The 15,207-nt window shown below is 37.5% G+C and carries 10 protein-coding genes; 9 read left to right on the top strand and 1 reads right to left on the bottom strand.

Features of this window, described 5'->3' with window-relative positions:
- Positions 1–526: 526 nt before the first annotated feature.
- Both GKP30_RS23130 and GKP30_RS23125 read left to right on the top strand, forming a co-directional pair.
- Complete coding sequence (locus GKP30_RS23130) at positions 527–3,601, top strand: GNAT family N-acetyltransferase (protein ID WP_216831837.1); 3,075 nt, start codon at positions 527–529, stop codon at positions 3,599–3,601.
- Between the two features lie 11 nt (positions 3,602–3,612).
- A complete protein-coding gene (locus tag GKP30_RS23125) occupies positions 3,613–4,467 on the top strand; it encodes an amidohydrolase family protein (RefSeq protein WP_216831836.1) in 855 nt (284 codons plus the stop codon).
- Between the two features lie 117 nt (positions 4,468–4,584).
- On the opposite strand, the gene GKP30_RS23120 is transcribed toward GKP30_RS23125, so the two are convergent.
- Positions 4,585–5,301, bottom strand: coding sequence for a 3-ketoacyl-ACP reductase (locus tag GKP30_RS23120; protein ID WP_216831835.1), 717 nt, complete (start codon positions 5,299–5,301; stop codon positions 4,585–4,587).
- A 229-nt stretch (positions 5,302–5,530) separates the two neighbouring features.
- Between GKP30_RS23120 and GKP30_RS23115 the strand changes: the two genes are divergently transcribed.
- The 7 genes from GKP30_RS23115 to cydC all read left to right on the top strand — a co-directional run bounded on the left by GKP30_RS23115 (position 5,531) and on the right by cydC (position 15,037).
- The gene (locus tag GKP30_RS23115; RefSeq protein WP_216831834.1) at positions 5,531–6,877 is read left to right on the top strand and encodes an alkaline phosphatase; all 1,347 of its coding nucleotides are present in this window, start codon (positions 5,531–5,533) and stop codon (positions 6,875–6,877) included.
- 442 nt (positions 6,878–7,319) lie between these two features.
- Positions 7,320–8,465, top strand: coding sequence for a S8 family peptidase (locus GKP30_RS23110; protein ID WP_216831833.1), 1,146 nt, complete (start codon positions 7,320–7,322; stop codon positions 8,463–8,465).
- Positions 8,466–9,129: 664 nt separating this feature from the next.
- Entirely contained in the window at positions 9,130–10,470 is a 1,341-nt protein-coding gene (locus tag GKP30_RS23105) for a cytochrome ubiquinol oxidase subunit I (protein WP_216831832.1), read from the top strand.
- Positions 10,467–11,483, top strand: coding sequence for a cytochrome d ubiquinol oxidase subunit II (locus GKP30_RS23100; RefSeq protein ID WP_216831831.1), 1,017 nt, complete (start codon positions 10,467–10,469; stop codon positions 11,481–11,483). The genes GKP30_RS23105 and GKP30_RS23100 overlap by 4 nt, the downstream gene beginning before the upstream one ends.
- Before the next feature lie 13 nt (positions 11,484–11,496).
- The gene (gene cydS, locus GKP30_RS24075) at positions 11,497–11,598 is read left to right on the top strand and encodes a cytochrome bd oxidase small subunit CydS (RefSeq protein ID WP_407928668.1); all 102 of its coding nucleotides are present in this window, start codon (positions 11,497–11,499) and stop codon (positions 11,596–11,598) included.
- A gap of 2 nt (positions 11,599–11,600) precedes the next feature.
- Positions 11,601–13,316 carry a thiol reductant ABC exporter subunit CydD gene (gene cydD, locus GKP30_RS23095; RefSeq protein ID WP_216831830.1) on the top strand — a complete coding sequence of 572 codons (1,716 nt, stop codon included), beginning with the start codon at positions 11,601–11,603 and terminating at the stop codon, positions 13,314–13,316.
- A 2-nt stretch (positions 13,317–13,318) separates the two neighbouring features.
- The gene (cydC, locus tag GKP30_RS23090) at positions 13,319–15,037 is read left to right on the top strand and encodes a thiol reductant ABC exporter subunit CydC (protein WP_216831829.1); all 1,719 of its coding nucleotides are present in this window, start codon (positions 13,319–13,321) and stop codon (positions 15,035–15,037) included.
- The last annotated feature ends 170 nt before the right edge of the window (positions 15,038–15,207 follow it).

Below are 15,207 nucleotides of genomic sequence, written 5' to 3'. Positions count from 1 at the left end.
CAATAGGCGGAATTTCTCCGTCTATTCAAGCTATTTTCAGTGCTAATTACTAATTAAGCGGAATTTCTCCGTTTATTATAACAACAAAAAATCACATGTGATTTCTGCTGTGAAACCGCACGTGATTTTGCGTGTTAATGGCTTGTTTACACCTCTGAAGTAAACCCGAAACCTTAAGAGTTTCAGCTTCTTTTTTTTGCTTCATTATTTATAAGATATAGTTGTTTTGAACTATGTGAATCTATTTGTAAGAAATCTAGACTAAATTATGCCAATGAACAGGAAACTTTCTGTATCTATAAAGAGTATGATCTAGATTTTGCTATAAACTTCTTACTGGTTAAAAAGTAAAAAAAGTATGAATATTATTTACTATAATATTTTAAAATTTTAAACTTGGAATGGTAAGGAAAATTCACCAATATAACTGAAAGGGGGAGTTGGCGATGTTAAAATTCGTCGATGTAATACAACAAATTAAAAATAGAGAGGTTAGATATACAAAAACATAGCGTAGGAGGAAGTTATGAAAACTTCAGCTCAAGTTAAAATCGTTGAATATCATGAAGGTCTTGCAAAAGGTATTGCAAAGATGTGGAACGAAAGCCGTGAAGATTGGGGTGGGGATTCTGTCGTAATGACGGAGCAAGATGTTAAGGAAAAAGAAGAAAATTCTACGAATCTTCATTTATTTTTGGCAATGGTTGGTGAAGAAGTAGTCGGCTATTGTGGCTTATCCGAATATAAAGAAGACGAAGGAGCCCTGTATATTCCCTTATTAAACGTGCATCCAGAATATCAAGGGCTTAAGATTGGTAAACAACTGTTATTAAGAGCATTAGAGAAAACGATTGAATTAAAGTGGCCTAGATTAGATTTATTTACATGGGCTGGAAATACCAAAGCAGTTCCACTTTATAAGAAGTGTGGCTTCTTTTGGGAAGAAAGAGATGATGTTACACACTTAATGAATTTTATTCCGATCGTTCTTCAGAATCAGTGGCTTCGTCCTTTCTTTGAAAAACATGATTGGTATACAACTAGTCAACGTGTTATCGAGGTAAAGCCAGACGGTCTAAAAGAAAACGGCCATACGTTTTATGAGTATAAGTGGAAAGCTGGAGACGAGTTTGTTCGAATTCAAATAGAACGAACAGGACGAGGTATCCGACTCATTGAGACCCAAGACATTTTAATAGAAATGAAACTGCCAGACTTTAAATTACTTGAAAAAGAAGAGCACTATGTGACATACCGTATCGTTAATAAAACAAATCAATTATTAAATGTAACTTTATCGGCAGCTTCTACAAAAATTGTAGATCATAGCTTTGAAGAAAAGGTTGATATTCAAGGGGAGTGGATAGGGAGCTATCCATTGAAGCTTACAATGCCACAAAGTGAGCCTAGTCCTTGGAAGACATACCCAGTCGTATGTGCAAATGTAAAGATTAATGGATTTTCAATGCCATTAAAAATGGGGGTATTTCCTAAAAAAGCAGGAAAGCTCTATATACGTTCAGTGAAAAAAAGCTGGAAGGTTCACGAAAAGGGAACCTTATATTTAGATATTGAAAGTCAATTGGAAGAAGATACAATTTGGACAATTAAACTTCCTAGCAATGATATTGTAAAGTGGGAGGTTCAAGAATGGAAGACGAAAATCAATGATAATAAAAGAATATCACTCCCTCTAGCTAGTGAACTGTTAAAACATGGCTTCTTAGATGAAGAGGTTGAAGTAGAGGTTGAACGTCAAAATGGAAAATCGTTTAGTTTCAAAGTTCATTTGTCCCTAGCGTTCCCTGGCTACGGTGCCAAGTTTGGTGGAGAGTGTGAAAAGTATTGGTATAGTTATAACGGACCTTGCTTTGTAAAAATAGAAAAGCGAAATCATATGATGAAAATCGGCTCTACTCGCTCAAAACAGTATCCTATTACGTTTCTTACGCCTAAGATTGGCAAACCTTATAGTGAAGAGTTTTCTAAAAAGGAAGCAACTGCTGTTGAGTTTCTACAAAGTAATGAAGCATCTACTATTAAGACGACATTACCTTCTGAAACGTTCCCAAATCTTACACTAAATACTTATTTCCACTTATATGGAGACGGACTGGTTGAATTAAGACATGAATTGATCAATGGTGGACAGATTGCTAAAGAGTCGATATCTCTTTTACAACCTTTCATCCCAAAATTCGAGAATATGGCCATTCCTCAAAATGGTGAAGTTATGATTGGGAATGAAGCGATGATCCCGTTTACTCCATATATATCTGATAAGGATATTTCAGAGTCTTGGATCTTCACTACCTCTTCTAATGGAGAAACGAAGGGAATTGCATGGCCGAAAGAGGCGGTAGGAAGAAAAGATGATTGGAGATTCGGGATTGAATATTCTGTAGGTATTATCCAATCTGATGAGAAGGTTAGCTTAGGTCCAATTCAAATAGGTATCAATGCAGTAACGACTTGGTCCGAATGGCGAGAGATGGTAGTTGAAGATGAAGTTGAGAGTTTGCAAGAAGCCTCTATCTATACACTAGGAGCAGAGGGTGGGAATTTTATATCATCTGTTGGTGAAAAGGTCGAGTATTCCCTCCGCTCACTATTGACTCCATATGTCCATGGGAGCCTGATGCTACAACATAACAAAAAGTTATTTCTAAAAGAGATAAAACAAGAAGATGCTTTAAATAAAATAACTCTTTCCTTAGAGCATGATAAACCTGGTGTACAGTTTATATCAGGAGATTTCCGTTCATCTAGTAATCGAGCAGAATTCCAAACGCTTCAACTAGTAAAAGGAAACCGAGAAGTTGACGTCAATAACAATAAGGATACTTGGTCAGTAGATAATGGTGTTATCAATTTTAAAGCATCAACCACGTATTTTCCATGTGTTTATTCCTTAACCTATAAAGGAAAAGAAACCTTACATCATCAGTACCCAGATGCCGGGCCAAAAGCATGGTGGAACCCATGGGGTGGAGGTTTACGGTATACATTTCAAGATGTAAGCTCTTATTCAATGCTGAAAGAGAAAACGACGATAGAGCAGACAACAAAGTTTGATCAGTATGGCCATCGTTGGACTGGAATATGTCTCTCCACTACATTTATTGAGCATGAAACGATGAAAGGGATCACGCTTCGTCAATATGCTTTAACGCTACCAGAGATTCCCGTTCTTGCTTCTTACGCAGAAATTCAGCAAGCGTCTGGAAGAACTTTTACAAATGAAATATTAGAATTGGAGGCATTCTTTAAACCAGGGGATATATTATCCTCTTGTTATGCGAGCTTACCAACAGATGGAATAATCAATAGGTACTACGCGGGTATAGAGGAGTTTATCTTAAGAGATACACCTTATATTACCATTGGATCTGAAGAACGTGATGAACATATGACATTCATTCATCCTCAAGGAAAAAAGACAGCTGAACTTTATATGAACCAGGAAGTGATGCTAGTTGCTTCTGAAGCAGAATGGTGTGCCTCGGTTGGAGAGGTCAAAGTATTTCAACCAACGCTACTGCTATATGGCAATGAAAAGTATTTATTTGATCAACAATTACAAAGACTTTCGTTTAAATAGGAGTAATACCAATGAAAATAATTGATGCGCATATACACTTCTCCAATATACAAAGCTTTAAAGATACAGCAACGAATCTGTCGCTTGTTGATTACTCTAGTAAAGGTCTTCATCAGGAGATGGAGGCGGGTAATATTAAGCTAGCGATCGGTATGGGTGTTACAGAAACACCGCAAATGGAATTTCCTGATCATCATGCGGCTTCACCAATGGGTCTTGACTTAGAAGAAGAACTCCCAACAAAAGTTGCTGTATGTCCTGGGATTAATCCGTATCAGTTAAATCAATCTGGTTTAGATACTTTGGAAAGTGAGCTGAGAAAAACAGAAGTTGTAGGGATAAAAATATACTTAGGCTATTATCCATACTATGCGTATGATGCTGTTTATCAGCCTGTGTATGACTTGGCTGCAGCTTATAATGTACCTGTTGTTTTTCATACTGGGGATACGTACTCTGAACGAGGATTATTAAAATATGCCCATCCACTTACACTTGATGAAGTAGCTGTGATGCGACGGGATGTTAATTTTATGATGGCCCATTTAGGTGATCCATGGGTACTAACTGGAGCAGAGGTTGTCTATAAAAATCGTAATATGTTCGCTGATCTTTCAGGCTGGATTGTAGGTACAAAAGAAGAACTAGATGCGAAATCAAAAGGTAACTTTCTTGATCACATCCGACATGCGATCACTTTTTGTGATCATTATGAAAAACTGGTGTTTGGTTCAGACTGGCCACTGGCACCTATTAAAGATTATGCTAATTTTATCGGTGATTTAATTCCATCCAAGCATGTTGAAGATGTATTTTATAAAAACGCAATTCGCTTATTCCCTAAGATAGAAAAAATGATACGTTAAATTAAAAGACGAACTTACATGTTAAGTTCGTCTTTCTGCGTTGACATAAGGAATGCTTGCTACTAATAGTTAATAATTATTTTTAATGTTGTTTGGAGTTTATTACAGTATTGTGTTTTAAGGATTTGTCGACCACAGCCCTGCTGTTTTGACAAAAACTCGTGGATGAAGCTTTAATCCCGCGACGATAATTTCAGCTAAATCCTCTGGTTGCATTACGTTTTCAGGGTTACCAGTAATGAGATTTGCTTCAACAGCTAAATCGGTTGCAACTGTACTTGGTGTTAGGGCGGTAACACGAATATTATGTTTTCTCACTTCTAGCATTAGCGATTCTGTTAATCCCATAACCGCGAATTTAGAGGCACTGTATGCACTTGTGACAGGTGCTCCTTTTTGGCCAGCGGTTGAAGCAATATTAATAATATCACCTGATTTTCTTTCAATCATTTGCGGTAATACTGCTCTAGTCACGTTATACACACCCATTAAGTTAACTCGAATTATGTTTTCCCATTCTTGTGGAGTTAAATCTAGAAACCCTCCAAATTTGGCTGTACCTGCATTATTAATAAGAATATCAATGGAACCTAAATCTGTTTTTATGTGGTCAACTGCATGCTCAACTGCATCTAATTCCGCTACATTAGCTGTTGCTGCTGATACATTGATGTCATATTGTTCTAGCTCTGATGATAACTTTTCTAGGTTGGACATATTAAGCCCAAGTAAGCCTAAATTAACTCCTTCTTTCGCTAGTGCGATTGCTGTAGCCCGTCCAATTCCTCTACCTGCGCCTGTAATTAATGCATTTTTCCCACTTAAAGAATTCACTTACAACACTCCTACTTCTAAAAGATAATTACTTGGCTAAAAATAGTCTTTTTATTTTTTGCTTAGAAACTATTTCCTATTCTAATGAGGGGAAAGTATTTGGTAGATAATAGGAATTATAACTAATGTAATGTATAGTTCATTGTGAAAAAAACATAATAGGAATATTATTCTGGCGAAATAAAACAAGAGTTAGGAAATATTTTCAAAAATGAAAGGGTTTAGATAAATGAATCTAATCAAAAACACTACAGTCACCTTATGCTTAGCTGTTGTCATAACAGTTTTTTTATTAACATACTCTGTTGAAGCAACAAGCCGAAACAATTATGAGGCAGTAGTTGATAATGTTATTTTTATGATCCCTGATGGATTTTCTGCTAGTTATGCAACGACCTATCGAATTTACAAAGAAAGTGAAGACCTTATCTTTGATCCAATGCTTGTCGGAATGGTTAAGACAAATTCAGCTAACAACTGGGTCACAGATTCTGCAGCTGCTGCAACCGCACTAGCAACAGGGTATAAAACAAATAATAAAATGGTGAGTATTTCTCCTGAAGGAAAACCATTAGAAACGATACTAGAAGCAGCTAAGATAGCAGGAAAAGCAACAGGTCTGGTTGCAACAGCAACTGTAACACATGCTACACCAGCTGCTTTTGCTGCACATGTTACATCACGTGATAGTCAAACAGAAGTTGCATTACAAATGATCGATAAAGTAGATGTTATCCTTGGTGGTGGGAAGCGAAATTTTCTTCCAAAATCAGTAGGTGGGCTCCAACAAGAGCGGAATTTAATTGAGGAACTGGAGCTAAAAGGGTATACATACATTGAAAACCGCGAGGATCTCTTAAAGCTTGACGCAGCTACTAATAAATTATTAGGTTTATTTGCCGAGGGACCGATGTCACCCGAACTCGATAGAAATGTAAAAGAAGAACCAAGTTTAGCTAATATGACAGCTACTGCTATTTCTACCCTCAGTCAAAATAAAGATGGCTTTTTCCTGATGGTTGAAGGAAGTCAAATTGATTGGGCTGGTCATGCTCAAGATGCTGCATGGGCAATGAAGGATGTTGAAGCATTTGAAAAGGCAGTAGAAGTAGCTTTAGACTTTGCAAGAAATGACGGTAGAACACTACTAGTTATTGTTGGTGATCACGATACAGGTGGAATGTCTGTAGGAGGATGTGATTCATATTTATCAAAAGCTGAAATTCTTCGTGAGGTTAAAGCAACAGGTAAATTTATGGCCAACAAGTTAAGTGCAAAAAGAAGAAATGCTAAGGAAATCTTAAAAACATATGCAAACATTGATTTAACGAAAGCACAAGTAAAGCGAATTAAAAAAGCGAAAGATGATGAGGTAGCTGATGTAATCAACAACATCATTAGTGAGCATGCCTTTGTAGGATGGACGACAAAGGTGCATTCAGGAGTAGATGTCCCTATATATGCATTTGGTCCCACTTCAGAGCGGTTTACAGGTCTTATCGATAATACAGATATTCCAAAACGTATGGCTCATGCTATGGGTATTCATTTTAAGGATGTTATAGGTAGTCACTAACTATAATATTTAAAAATAAACATAATTAACAGTAATAAATACTATTAAGAGAACTCCACTGTAGAAGTGGGGTTTTTCTGTGTGTGCTAGGCATGGCAACTAGTTGGTGTTAGATAGACGTTGATGTTGTACAGATCGTGTGAATGGTTGATTTTGAACTTTTTCCAAGTGGAGAAAGGTTAATACCAAAAGGTAGTAATTGAAATCCGTAGGCCTCCAAATATTACCTATGCATATATGAATATTATTTTGTAATTAAACTATTTAAAAACAGTTTAGAAAAGGAAACTTACTGAAAGTTTAAATTTTTGGTTGATTTCCAAGGTTGGTAATAACTGCCTTCTCAATTATAGTAAGTACAAACAATCTTCAAGTAGCACTAATGAGTGATCAAAATCTTTGGCCAAAGTTTTGATAAAAAGTTGATTAATGGAGGTTTTTGATGAGAAAACTCTTTGTGTTATTACTTGTTCTAGCGATCGTTTTCGGTGCTGGGTTAGTTTCTGTCGCAGCAAGTTACTCCGTTGATGAAAACAGTGAAGAGTATTTAGTCATGTTTGATGGACCAGCTAAAAAAGGGCTGCTTCAAGCTTTTGGTGTAAGTGATGAAGCTATCCTTCATGAATTTAGTCTCTTACCAGCATATCATTTAGAACTAACATCGAGACAAGTAAGAGGGTTAAAAAATCACCCGCAAATTAAGTATGTGGAAGAAAATGCGGAAGCACAAGCATTTGGGCAAACGGTTCCTTGGGGTGTACCACATGTACAATCAACAGAGGTTCATAATATGGGGCAAACAGGTGCTGGCGTCAAAGTAGCGATTTTGGATACAGGTATCGATAATACTCATGAAGATTTAGCTGTAAATGTTAAAGGTGGATATTCTGTATTTACTGATAGTGCCAACAGAGATCCATTTTATGATGGAAGTGGCCATGGTACACATGTTGCTGGAACAGTTGGTGCTATTGATAATAGCCTAGGTGTAATTGGAGTTGCTCATCAAACTGATTTATACGCTGTTAAGGTTTTAAATAATGATGGTAGTGGTTCTTATGCTGGAATAGCAGAAGGGGTTGAATGGTCTATACTGAACGGGATGGACATAATTAATATGAGCCTAGGTGGTTCTCAATCCTCGTCAATACTTAAAGAGTTTTGTGACCTAGCATATTCAGAGGGATTACTCGTTGTCGCAGCAGCAGGAAACAGTGGAAATCGTGGTGGAAATAATGATAGTGTTGGTTATCCTGCAAAATATGAATCTGTTATTGCTGTAGCAGCCGTTGATGCAAATAATAACCGCGCTTCGTTTTCTAGTACAGGTCCTGCAGTTGAGCTCTCGGCACCTGGAGTAAGTGTATTAAGTACAGTTCCTGGAAATCGTTATGCTTCTTACAATGGAACTTCAATGGCGTCACCTCATGTTGCAGGTGTGGCAGCCCTTATTTGGGGAGAGCATACTAATTTAACAAATTCGGAATTACGCCAATTACTGCAACACACGTCTATTAATCTAGGTCGAAGTAATCAATACGGTTATGGATTAGTTCAAGCTAATGATGCAATTAATTATTTACGGTAATGTTAGTAACTGTAAAAATTAGATTACACACATAGAAAGGCAGATACAGGAGGGCTTGCTTCATCCTCTTGTATCTGCCTTTGTTTATTTTTTTTGGCGCTGCGGAATGGTTACCGCTGGTTGCGTTTGACAGATTAAATGGGCACTAAACGGTTGGAATGGTTACCGCTGGTTACGATTGACCGATTGAATGGGCACTAAACGGTTGGAATGGTTACCGCTGGTTGCGTTTGACAGATTGAATGGGCACTATACGAGCGGGATGGTTACCATTGGTTGGGTTTGACCAGACGCACGGGCTCCAACAATTCTCATCGAGGCCGTGTTTCTAGTTTAATATAACGGATACATAGGCTACAATTCTCAATAAATAAATTTGTTCATTTTGCTGAACTCTGTGAAAAAAATAGAAATAAGTAAATTTAAACTATAATACTTTGATTTAAAGTCACTGTCTCACTACAACTCGACCAATTAAAACCACTAATAAACAGGCACTTTCCGTTTTCCTAGCCATTCACAGAATCCTCACGTTTCTGCCACGTAATTATCAATCCTTTGTAACAGAATTGTAGGTTTTGTGATATATTTCACAAACAAATAAGGTATACACTATACATATAGTTTTATATTGATATAGAAACCTAGTTGGAGGAGGGGAAAAATGGAGTCTGTTGAATTTAGTCGCTATTTAACGATGTTAACGCTCTCGGTACACGTAGTATTTGCAACAGTTGGTGTCGGTATTCCCGTCATGATTATGTTGGCTCATTGGATAGGACTTAGAAGACAAGATGAGCATTATCTTTTAATGGCTAAACGGTGGGCACGTGGTTATGTTATTAGTGTTGCAGTCGGTGTTGTAACTGGAACCGCGATTGCGTTACAACTTGCGCTACTTTGGCCGCGATTTATGGAGTTTGCTGGTCAGCTTGTTGCATTGCCGCTATTCATGGAGACATTCGCCTTTTTCTTTGAGGCCATTTTTTTAGGAATTTATTTATATACATGGGATCGATTTAAAAATCCGAAGCATCACTTTTATTTGCTTGCTCCAGTCGTTTTAGGAGCTACGATGTCAGCATTATTTATTACTTCCGTTAATGCGTTTATGAATACACCACAAGGATTTACGTTAATGAATGGAGAGCTAGTTAATATTTCACCACTACTTGCGATGTTTAACCCAGCAATGCCTACGAAAGTAGCACACGTCTTAACATCTGCTTATATGACGTCTGCATTTGTACTTGCTTCGATTGCTGCTTTCCACTTGCTGCGTGGCAATCGTCACGAATATCATCGTAAAGGGCTCGCTTTAACGATGAAGGTAGGTTTTATTTTTTGTGTGGCAACAGCGCTTGTTGGGGATTTATCAGGAAAATTTCTAGCAGAATATCAACCTGAAAAACTAGCAGCTGCAGAGTGGCACTTTGAAACAGAAGGAGAAGCACCACTAGTACTATTTGGTGTTTTAACAGAAGAAAATGAAGTGAAATACGGTATTAAAATTCCTTATGGACTAAGTATTCTTGTTCATAGTAATCCATCTGGAGTTGTAACGGGGTTGAATGATATTCCTGAAGAATATCATCCGCCTTATGTTATCCATTATTTGTTTGACATTATGGTAACGATCGGTATAGGTTTAACGGTTCTTTCGATGCTTTATTGGATTGCTTTATCACGAAATTGGTCATTTATAAAAACACGTGCATTTCGTTTCTTACTCGTTACAACTGGTCCATTAGCGATGCTAGCTATTCAAGCTGGCTGGTGGTTTACCGAAGTGGGTCGTCAACCGTGGATTATGAGAGGATTTATGACGACTGCCGAAGGGGCAACTGATTCACCTCATGTTTGGATAATGTTTATTGCATTTGCCGTTCTTTACTTTATCTTGATGGTTGGGACAGCAGTTGTATTAGTTCGTATGTTTAAAAAGAACCCAGTTGAGCGCGAGTTAGAGAAACTTGCCGATAAACAAAGGAGTGTTGCAAGATGACGATTGAGATTATAGGGATATCAGTCTTATGGTTGTTCCTATTTGGCTATGTCATTGTAGCCTCCATCGATTTTGGAGCTGGCTTTTTCAATGCTTCTACGATCGTTACGGGCAAACATCATATCGTTAATAATGTAATTCAACGATATTTATCTCCAGTTTGGGAGATTACGAATGTGTTTCTTGTGTTCTTTTTTGTTGGAATGATTGGATTTTTTCCAAAGACAGCTTATTATTTTGGAACGGTATTATTAATACCCATTAGTATTTCTATTATTTTGTTGGCGTTACGAGGCAGTTATTATGCGTTTGGAACGTATGGTACGAAGGGGCATAAAGGCTATACCCTTATGTACGGAGTCACAGGTGTTCTTATCCCTGCATCACTGTCGACGGCTTTAATTGTGTCTCAAGGTGGGTTTATTCGAGAGGCTTCTTGGGGTGGGATTGAGCTAGACTATGTAGCCCTGTTCACGAGTCCATTTGCCTGGTCGATTGTATTGCTAAGTCTAGTCAGTGTGTTATTTATATCTGCGAGCTTCTTAGCTTACTATTCTTCAGTAGCGGAAGATCAAAAGGCACTTCGTTTGTTTCGAAAATATACTTGGATTTGGAGCTTTCCGACGATCATAACAGCTCTGGGTATTATTATAGAAATGAAATGGCATAACCCTGCACATTTTGAAGGTTTACTCTCCCTTTGGTGGGTATTTGCCGTATCATTTGTATGCTTTGTCGTTAGTTTATGGTTACTAAAAACAAGACAATACGGTTGGTCATTTATTTTCGTTGTTCTTCAATTTGCTTGTGCTTTTTATGGCTATGGCGTTTCACGCTATCCGTATTTACTGTATCCGCACTTAACGATTTATGACAGTTTTACGAATGAAACGATGGCTTATGCCTTAATTGTCGTATTTATTTTAGGGTTAATGCTACTCATTCCGTCTCTATATCTTGTATTTAAGCTGTTTGTTATGAATAAGCCTTACATTAAAAAAGGTAATGTATAAGGAGGAAAATACAATGCACAACTTTTTATTGTTTTATGCCCCGCTCCTTGTTGTCGTACTTGCGATGCTTTTTTCCTTATTCGTAGCCGCTAAAAGCACAAAGTACGAGGACTAGACATGAAAACACTTCAAAAGCTTGCGAAGTTACAAAAGGGGCGGTATTATTCACTTTTTGCAATAGCCATTGCGTTCGGATTCGTTATTATTATGCAAGCCTTTTTGATCGTTTCGATTGTTGATGATCTTTTCTTAAATAAAGCTACGTTTGATCAGGTACTACCATTCTTATTTCTTTTATTAGCGGTTTTTATTTTCAGATCCGTTCTTTCGTATATGAGTGGGAAGATTGGATTGAAGATGGCAGCTCAAGTGAAGTCAGACTACCGTAAGCGTCTACTACAAGCCTACTCTGGTCACTCATTAATGGCTTCCTACAAAGGGCAATCTGGACAAAAAGTAAGTGTAATGCTAGATGCCGTTGATGAGCTAGATAGTTTCTTTAGCAAATATGTACCGCAACGAATATTATCGACTGTCGTTCCAGTGATGATCTTAATTGTCATATTCACGCAACATGTTTACTCTGGACTTATTATTTTATTCACGGCACCGTTTATTCCAATATTTATGATTATTATTGGTAAGATGACGCAACAAAAGTCAGAGGAAAAGCTCGATAGTTTAACGGCCTTCTCTGGACGGTTTCTAGATACGCTTCAAGGACTCGTAAGCTTAAAGCTATATGGTCGTTCAAAGCAATACAAAGAAATGATTCGTCAAAGTAGCTTAGAGTTTCGAGATGCAACGATGAAAATTTTAAAGGTTGCCTTTACTTCGTCTTTAATGCTTGAGTTCATTTCAATGCTGAGTATAGGACTTGTTGCTTTAGAACTAGGGTTTCGCCTTGTAGTATTCCATGAAATTAGTTTTTTTACAGCGTTCCTCATCCTTTTATTAGCCCCAGAGTTCTATAATATGCTTAAAGAGCTAGGGAGTGCTTTCCATGCAGGACGCAGTAGTACGGGTGCTTCCGATAAAATTGAACGGGAACTTTCTCAAGTGGAACAAACACATAAATGGGGAAATCGTTCATTGCTAAAAGAGCCTGTATCACTAGAATTAAGAAACATTAGTTTCCAATATGAGACTAATGGTTTTACCTTAAATAAAATAAATGCCAACATCCCATCTAAAGGCCAGGTCGCGATAGTAGGGAAAAGTGGTTCTGGTAAAACAACCCTTCTTCATATTATTGCAGGATTAATCAATCCTCACGAAGGAAAAGTACTCTTAGATGGACAGGAGCGTTCAGACTTTAAAGAAGAAGATTGGTTTAACAATCTAGGTTATATAACTCAGCACCCGTATTTATTTGCAGGGACGATTGCTGAAAATATTGCTCTTGGCACTAAAGCATCAAAATTTGAAGTTGAAAAAGCTGCTGTTCAAGCGGGAATTTCAGACTTGATTGACACTTTACCCGAGCGTTATGATACCCAAATTGGGGAAGGTGGAAGAGGACTTTCAGGTGGTGAAAAACAACGAATAGCATTAGCCCGAGCATTTCTTAAGAATCCAAGTATTGTTCTTTTTGATGAACCAACAACTGGTCTTGATTTATTTACAGAGCAAATATTACAAAAATCAATTAAGGAATTAGCTCAAACTTCAACAGTCATTACCGTCGCTCATCGCTTACAGACAATTAAAGAGGCTAATCACATTTTATTTCTCGAAAATGGAGAGTTGAAAGCACAAGGAAAGCATGAACAGTTAAGGTCTTCTGTTTCATCTTACAATAAACTATTCTCTAAAAACGGAGAGGAGGAGTAGTGATGAATGAGTTATTAAATACGATTCGAATAATCATGTTAAAAAAGAAAGATGTGATTTTGTCAATCGTGTTTGCCTATATTGCAGGGGTAACAGCTGTCGGCTTGTTTGCTGCAAATGGTTATCTAATCTCACATGCTGCTCTTGAGCCCCCGTTATATGTATTACTAGTAATGGTTGCAGTTGTTAAAATGGGTAGTATATTACGTGCTACTAGTCGTTATGGAGAGCGCTATTATTCTCATAGAGCCACATTCACCATGTTAAGTGATTTGCGCGTTCATTTCTTTGAAAGATTAGAAAAGCATGCGCCAAGCTTACTAACAAAATATCGCAGTGGTGACCTACTTGCCCGAATAGTCGGTGATGTTGAAAGCTTGCAAAACTTCTTTTTGCGTGTTCTATACCCACCGATTATTATGGTAACAGTATTTCTAAGTACCATTATATTTGTGTCTTTTTATTCTATTTCGGTTGTTATTTTGCTCACGGTTGGATTGCTTTTAACAGGGATAGTAATTCCAGCTTGGTTTGCTTACAAGCAGAAAAGGGTTAGTCATCGAATACGTGAGGAACGCGGTCATTTATCTACAGAAGTGACAGAATGGTTCCACGGCTTTCGTGAGTTAAAAATTCATCAAAAGCTAGAAGAGAAAGAACAGCAGTTGGTTGCTGCTTCTAATTCCTATATTCAAGAGGAACAAAATGCAGGGCAACACACTATGTATAATCAATCTGTCAATACAGCAGTCTCACTAGTGATAGTTTGGGCCGTATTAGCGGTTGGCGCCTATTCAGTTTCTAGTGGAAGTTTAGATGGCTTATTTCTAGCTATGCTCGTGATGGTAAGCTTAACAGTTTTTGATCATTCAACACCGATGGCAGCTTTCCCTGTTTTTTATGAGGAAAGTGAAAGAGCGGCAACACGACTAGGATCAGTTGTAAAAGAAGATGATAGATCAATAAATTCAACTGTAGCAATGAGTTCTTTTCCGAGTGGGGCACCATCCATTGAACTAAAAGGGGTTCATTTAACTTTCCCTGGAGAACAACGTAAAACATTGGATGACGTTGACTTATATTTGCCCTCTGGTTCAAAAACGGCGATCGTTGGGCCGAGTGGATCTGGAAAATCGACACTATTGAGTTTGATGTTAGGATTACAAACAGCTAATGAAGGTGAACTATTGATCAGTGATATAAATATCAATAAGTTGAAGCAGGAAAGCATCTGGGAAAACTCGAATGTTATCTTGCAAGAAAACCACTTTTTTAATGGAACTGTAAAAGAAAATCTGTTATTATCATCGCACGAATATACAGATGAAGAACTAAAACAGTTATTAGCTGATGTTCAACTTCCACATCTTTCATTATTTGATACTGTCTTGGAGAAAGGACAAAACTTGTCAGGTGGAGAAAGACAACGGCTTGCGATGGCTCGAGCTGTTGCAAAAGGGGCTTCTTTCTGGCTGCTGGATGAACCGACTTCATCACTAGATTCATGGACAGAACGTCGCCTTTATGAATTATTATATAAAAAGGCTAAGGAAGACACGATAGTCATAGTTAGTCATAGACTTGAAGGACTAGAAAAGATGGATCAAATTATCGTCATGGATCAAGGGAAAATAGTTGAAAAAGGAACGTTTACAGAGCTTATTGAGGCAAAAGGGTATTTTTATCAGTTAAAACAAATTGAGAAAAGTATATTAAAATAAAAAATGTGATGGCCATATACCCAAAAAAACTCGGAAGTTAAAAAAAGGTCGCTTCGGTCAGTAGCAAAAAAGAATAGCAGATGTACTTTCATTAAGAGGCTGGGACATAACTAGCCAAAATAATTGTAAAAAGGTTCCGAACATCAAAGAAAACGATGTTCGGAACCTTT

Source organism: Alkalihalobacterium elongatum, assembly GCF_019024285.1.
Lineage (GTDB): Bacteria > Bacillota > Bacilli > Bacillales > Bacillaceae_F > Alkalihalobacterium > Alkalihalobacterium elongatum.
This window is presented reverse-complemented; position numbering and strand designations above follow the sequence as displayed.

What these genes read in the sequence shown, in the direction of transcription:
- cydS (WP_407928668.1), top strand. Translation starts at nt 11,497, where the DNA reads ATGCACAACTTTTTATTGTTTTATGCCCCGCTCCTTGTTGTCGTACTT.
- cydD (WP_216831830.1), top strand. Translation starts at nt 11,601, where the DNA reads ATGAAAACACTTCAAAAGCTTGCGAAGTTACAAAAGGGGCGGTATTAT.
- GKP30_RS23105 (WP_216831832.1), top strand. Translation starts at nt 9,130, where the DNA reads ATGGAGTCTGTTGAATTTAGTCGCTATTTAACGATGTTAACGCTCTCG.
- GKP30_RS23125 (WP_216831836.1), top strand. Translation starts at nt 3,613, where the DNA reads ATGAAAATAATTGATGCGCATATACACTTCTCCAATATACAAAGCTTT.
- GKP30_RS23130 (WP_216831837.1), top strand. Translation starts at nt 527, where the DNA reads ATGAAAACTTCAGCTCAAGTTAAAATCGTTGAATATCATGAAGGTCTT.
- GKP30_RS23115 (WP_216831834.1), top strand. Translation starts at nt 5,531, where the DNA reads ATGAATCTAATCAAAAACACTACAGTCACCTTATGCTTAGCTGTTGTC.
- GKP30_RS23110 (WP_216831833.1), top strand. Translation starts at nt 7,320, where the DNA reads ATGAGAAAACTCTTTGTGTTATTACTTGTTCTAGCGATCGTTTTCGGT.
- cydC (WP_216831829.1), top strand. Translation starts at nt 13,319, where the DNA reads ATGAATGAGTTATTAAATACGATTCGAATAATCATGTTAAAAAAGAAA.
- GKP30_RS23100 (WP_216831831.1), top strand. Translation starts at nt 10,467, where the DNA reads ATGACGATTGAGATTATAGGGATATCAGTCTTATGGTTGTTCCTATTT.